Genomic DNA, 6049 nt, shown 5'->3' on the forward strand with positions numbered 1-6049 from the left:
CGGATCAGATACATTCTGAGCATTGACGATAAGGAAGACTGTCCATGCCAGATCAGTACTCACAAACTGGCGAACAGTGCCATTCTTGCCTGTCTCTGAGTCCAGGATCACAATAGCACAAGGTAACTGCTTGGGTATGGCATCCTTGTTGAATTGGATGGTGGGGATATCAGAAAACCCCAATGCATCGACTATCCGGTTCCGGTCTGCGATAAACTTGTCATGGGGGTTCATAAACTCACCTCGATGCTGCTTAGTTGTTGGTATATCCACTGCTCCCGGTTAGCAATAATCTCAGCAAATACATTACGGGCAGCGATGCCTTCCCGCTTGATCTTGCCCCGGATGAGATAAGCGATCTCGGCTACGGTCAGCAGCTTCCCTGTCTCTTTATCAGTCCAGGACAGGTGCTTGCGTTCGACCCAGGCGATCAGTGGAGCGATCGGAGTCCAGGAAGGCACTTTGCCACCCAAAACGAAAGGCTCGTGTTTGACGTTTGAGCCTACTCGGAGGATCATGGCAGAATCAGTCGTCTCGACCAGATAACCGGTATTGCTATAGAAGTCGCCTTTATCGTAAATCTGCTGTGCCAATATCTCCTTGCGGGACTCTGCATCGATCACAGAACCGATCAAATGCAGTCTGCTCTCTAAGGCAGCATAGATAGCCAGGTAGATATCTCGCATCAGTTCATCCGGAGTGGTATAATTATCCGGCATCAAATCACTCCCACCCGGATCACTCTTGGGGGTCTGGGTTTCATCTCATCAAGGCGATTCAGACCTTGCAAATTGAGATAGTCAAGAAGCCCGGTCAGTGCTCTTAGCTCAAGGTTAGCTTTGAATGCGTCAATTTCGCTCCCTGTGAGCAGTTCGGTAGCAGACTGGTCTAATCCTACTGTCTTGACTATTCCCTCGCCCAGGGTCTTCAAATTGAGAAACTCGACTGTGCTATGCAGCATCAGGAAGCAGAACCCAAAACGAAAAGAGACAAGGAAGGGGTCATCCTCTGGCATGTCTTCTTGGATTGCCCGGGTATAACTGTCAGGCAATACAATAGACCGAATCATCTCCAGAACCAGAGTCCGATGCTCTTTGAATATGCCGTTATCACCCATCTCCTTGGGGAGATTGAGTATGGCCAGCATGGCATCGATCTCTACCGGGATAGCTATCACTTGCCTTTCCTCATGAGTTCGGATAGCTCAATTGCTCTGCGACCAACCTGCTTTGCCCACTTGGAGGCAAGCATGCCATTGGCAGCCCGTTCCCAGTCTCCGGCAGCAATGAAAGCTAGAGTGTTTTTGAAGCTAAGTAGTCCTTTTATGCCCAGGTTAAAGCACATATTCAGCAGTACCGATTTACGTACCTCATCAATCTGAAGATAGATTTTTGGAATCTCAGACAGAATTTGCCTCTCACACTGCAAAATATCGCCTTCAAAGAGGACATAAGCTTCCTTCTGGGAGATACCACAATCATCGAGATTGCGGCCGATACCGATGGTCAATTTACCTGCTGTACAGCGGTATGGTTTAAGCCGCAGACCTTCATGCCTTAGCAGTTGTTCTTTCATGCGTTCCAATAAGTTAGCTTCCATTGTATCTCCTTGCGATGTCCGCGGATACTCTATCCAGAGCAAGGAAGCCACTACCCTGTATAAACACAAATACGGATGCATAAGGATGCGACAGAAATTGGGGTTGACAAATATCAAGAGGTAGTACTCTTGTAAAATGCGAGTTGTAATTTTGAAACACGCAGTTAGTCACGTATATGAATAAAGGAGTTGATTATGTTTTATGTCTCGGACACGATTGAAAAGAGACATCAGATGATAAGGTCTTTTTATAATAAAGACCATGTTTGTATTGCGGTTTTACTGCTTCTACAGATTTTGAGTGGACTCTCAGAAGAGCAATCCTGTCTTTGGGTATTGATCCGACGGCTGATATTCGCACTGTGATAAAAATGTACCACAAATTGATCGAATACTCAAACCTTTGGGACAAACAGGTGGCTAAAAACAATAAAATACGAAATAAAAAACCTTGGGCTTCCGTTAGGTTATCCGTTTTGATATCAAATTGGGATTTTCTTACTAAAGAAGCACTCCCTTTTAGAAACCAGATTATTCATGGATTCAATACATCTCCGGGGTTGGACTATGCACGAGACAGATGTGAAGCTTTACTTTATGCATCGAAATCAATCGTGGATTTCTCGCTCTCTCATGGAGTTGATTTGTATAAGCGGCTACCTACCAGAAGAAGAACGAAGTCTCCGTTGAAATCAATAAACAAGAAATTGAGATAGTGCGTTCATGAGATATACATTTTAATTGCCCAAAACCCGATGCTAATATTACAGTTGGATCATTATGTTTAGATATGTACCTGAGTTTATTCTGGATCGATATTCTAAGGATTTGTATCAGGGTTTTCTCACTGCATATATCTTACTGCTCGATGTCGCAGATTTCACATCGATAGGCACAGCCCTGCAGAAAGAAGGTAATCGAGGAGCCGAAGAGCTTAGTAGATTTTTGGACGTAGCATTTGGTGTTCCAATTGATATAATAGGTAACTACGGTGGGTTTGTTAGTCTATTTGCAGGTGATGCAGTTTGCGCTTTATTCCCAGAAGCTACTCCAGAATCCATAGTCTCTACCGTAAATTCTATTTGTGAGTATTTTAAAGACAAGACTGAGTATAAAACACCATTTGGTGCTTTTCCCTTTAAGCTCAGACAGACAATCGGATATGGTGACATCCATTGGCAGATATTTATAAATGAACTACAGAGTGAATATGTGTTCTATGGGGATGCAATGATAGAACTCGCTGAATTGACAATTTGCAAAGAAGATGTTATATATTCAGATTCCGCTGCCAGAAGCATAGGTATAAAACTATTCGAGAAACAGCAAGTCGGTTTCCGTCTATTCTCAAGTAATATCACTGCTAAACATAATCCTCTGAAGTTTCATTGTACCCCAGAGCTTAAAGATAAGTTTATCAGCCCCAGATTCAATGCCATAAATCCACAAAATGAAATCCGCAATGCGGCTTATTGTTTTGCCAATCTTGAGGGAATTGAACTTGATGATAGAGGAAAAGCAATCAATATCATCCAGAGTCTATCCGACAAATATGGAGGATTTGTAAACAAGTATGATGCTACCGACAAGGGATTGATCGCCATAATCATCTTTGGGTTGCCCAAAAGCGAGGGCAAGACATTAGAGCGTATCTGCAATTTCTCATTAGAAGCTGTAGAAAGTAATCCTGAATTAGCATTGGGCATTAGTTGCGGTAGTGTTTTTGCAGGTTTTACAGGAAGTGGAGAAGTAAAAGAATATACAGCTTTGGGACAACCTCTGAATCTTGCTGCCAGGTTAATGTGTAAAGCGGTAAAAGGAGAAGTTTTAACCGATACCTATCTGTGGCAGGAACTGAATACTCAATATGATTTTAATTATCTTGGTTCGCTTAACCTGAAAGGCTTTGCGCTTCCCATTAGATATTACAGTTTAAGTAGACAGTCCAAGGACGTTGCATGGCATCAAGAAAGCCGGTTTGTTGGTAGAGATGAAGAAATTGTTGTAATCAGGACTTTAGTTAACAGTTGTACTGAAAATACTGTAATCTATATTTCGGGTGACGCAGGTATCGGGAAAAGTAGACTTACCAAAGAAGCATTAACGAATTATTCATCCAGTACTCATCATAAGTTTTACGTCTCCTGCGATGCTATTTTGACTAAACCTTTAGAAGCAGTCAAACAGATAGTTCGTTCTGTTTTCTATTACAATCCCCAATTACCGGAAGAAGCGGGAATTGCAATGTTCAGAGCACTGTGGATTCCTATTGCTGCTGGTGATGCAGATATGCAACGCAGAGAGTCAGTTATAGCTTCTCTACTGGGATATGAATGGGCTCAATCTTTCTGGAGTACAATCCCACCGCAGGAGAAACCAAATCATCTGAGAATTGCTTTTATCCGATTAATGGAACAACTGGCAAAAACAAAACCTGTAATCATTCATCTGGATGATGGGCAGTGGTTAGATCAGGATAGTAAATCTTATTTCCAAGCTCTAAGTGATAAATGGGTTCATCCAGTCATTATTGTTACACCTTGTCGATATCTGGATAGCGGAGAAAGAGTGGATTTGTCTCTTGATGGGTACACGAGAATAGACATCGAACTGAATTCACTTAGTTATATTGGAAGCATAGAACTTATCAAAACCATACTTAGGTTAGAGAATGTTCCGGAAGCTACGCAGCAACTTATATTCACTCGATCTATGGGCAACCCACTATTTATCGAGCAGCTCACTTCTTACCTGATGGAAAGTGGATTTATAAGTGAAAAGGGTATAGTTACGGGGGAAGTGGGATATCTGAGTTCTTTCAGTATTAGTGACATAATCAGTAGTCGCATAGACCGCCTTACGGAGCAAGTGCGGGAATGTATGTTTAATGCCAGTGTTTTGGGTATTGAATTCAATGTGAAGGTACTGACTCAAATGCTCAAAGTTGATCCAGTGTTTGAGTTAGAAGCTGGGGTTAAAAACCGCATCTGGAATGACCTGGATGAGTTGCGCTATATTTTTTCTCATATCCTGATCAAAGATGTTGTCTATCAAAGAATGATAAGCGATAAATTACAGCGGCTTCATCAGACTGCAGCAGAAGCAATGGAAATCGTATATGTTGATTCTTTAGATGAGAATGCAGAAGAAATAGCTACACACTTTGAGAAGGGTAATCTGTTAATCAAAGCGGCAGAGTACTATGATAGGGCAGGTGGATATTATTGGCACACTTTTATTCTTGCACGTTCAGAACTCAATTTCCAAAAATCCATTGCAAATTGGGAACTTACATTAGGTAAACAAAGCACCGAATATGCAGAGTCGTTGTTTCACTTAGGGTTGCTGTATCATTATATGAGAGATTTCACAAAAGTAGAATCTTTCTATAAGCAAGTGTTAGAAATCAATGAAAACCATCATGGTAAAGATAGCCCTCTTTTATCCCCATATATTAACAATCTGGGCAGGTTTTACAAAGATATAGGTTTGTATTCTGACAGTGAGATACTCCTCAGAAGGTCTTTACAAATAGAGATGACCACAAGCCCCAATTCATCAAATGTAGCAGATAGACTAAATAACCTGGGGCATCTTTATTCTATTCAGAAAGACTTCTGTCAGGCTGAAAGCACTTATTTAGAAGCTCTATCCATCCTTGATACGTATTATGCTCCGGATTTTTGGTTTTCAGCAACAGTGTTAAATAATCTGGGAATGATCTATGTGCTTTTAAAAAAGTATTCTGATGCTGAACCACTTTTGTGTAGGGCGCATGACATAAATGTAATAGTAAATGGTTTGGAACACCCCAACTCTGCTTTTTCGTTATTGAGCCTGGCAAGGTTATATGTTTCACAAGGCAAACTGAGGCAAGCTGAACCGTTATTCCACGAAGCTCTCGATATCATAGAAAAAACCCTGGGGGCAACGCACTCCTCTGCAAAGAATACCATTGAATACATCGTCGATTTATATAGCAAAACCGGTGAGTTAGAAAAAGAAGAAGAGTTTCATGCAAGATTATCTAACTTCATTAAATAAACTACTTAATCGGACTTCCCTGGAGTGTTTTGTAGTTCGTATGACGAAGAGAGTTGCTTTGGTTTTTGCGTATTGTGATTATTATGTCGATATACTGGTTACTTTACCGTAAGATAAATGTTTGGATTGTAAACTATATATCGTTTTCACATGAAAACCTCATTTTTAATCAGCCTTTGAGGTAATGTGATACTATGTTAAAGCACGGTTGTCGATGTTTATAACTTATGAGTGATCAAGAAATTAGTAATGATTGTTTAAAAAGCGAGGTTTTTATGACAGATTCAATTTCTAAAATAGTGGCAAATATAGTAAATGCTCGTGGCATTGCTTTTTGGGGGGGGGGGGGGGGGGGGGGGGGGGGGGGGGGGGGGGGGGGGGGGGGGGGGGGGGGGGGGGGGGGGGG

Annotated in this window: 5 protein-coding genes; 1 reads left to right on the top strand and 4 read right to left on the bottom strand. The window is 41.6% G+C overall.

Going from position 1 to position 6049, the window contains the following annotated elements:
- The 4 genes from Q8M98_10885 to Q8M98_10900 all read right to left on the bottom strand — a co-directional run.
- Nucleotides 1–234 (bottom strand): hypothetical protein (locus Q8M98_10885; protein ID MDP3115260.1); only part of this gene is annotated, 234 nt, incomplete at its 3' end.
- On the bottom strand, nucleotides 231–719 hold the full coding sequence (locus Q8M98_10890) for a hypothetical protein (protein MDP3115261.1): 489 nt from the start codon (nucleotides 717–719) through the stop codon (nucleotides 231–233). The genes Q8M98_10885 and Q8M98_10890, both read right to left, overlap by 4 nt.
- Nucleotides 719–1177: a hypothetical protein gene (locus Q8M98_10895; protein ID MDP3115262.1), complete on the bottom strand. Its 459-nt coding sequence runs from the start codon at nucleotides 1175–1177 to the stop codon at nucleotides 719–721. The genes Q8M98_10890 and Q8M98_10895 overlap by 1 nt, the downstream gene beginning before the upstream one ends.
- Nucleotides 1174–1599, bottom strand: coding sequence for a glycoside hydrolase family protein (locus Q8M98_10900; GenBank protein MDP3115263.1), 426 nt, complete (start codon nucleotides 1597–1599; stop codon nucleotides 1174–1176). The genes Q8M98_10895 and Q8M98_10900 overlap by 4 nt, the downstream gene beginning before the upstream one ends.
- A gap of 780 nt (nucleotides 1600–2379) precedes the next feature.
- On the opposite strand from Q8M98_10900, the gene Q8M98_10905 reads away from it, so the two are divergent.
- A complete protein-coding gene (locus Q8M98_10905) occupies nucleotides 2380–5643 on the top strand; it encodes a tetratricopeptide repeat protein (protein MDP3115264.1) in 3264 nt (1087 codons plus the stop codon).
- Nucleotides 5644–6049: the final 406 nt, after the last annotated feature.

The organism is Candidatus Cloacimonadaceae bacterium, from assembly GCA_030693415.1.
GTDB lineage: Bacteria > Cloacimonadota > Cloacimonadia > Cloacimonadales > Cloacimonadaceae > JAUYAR01.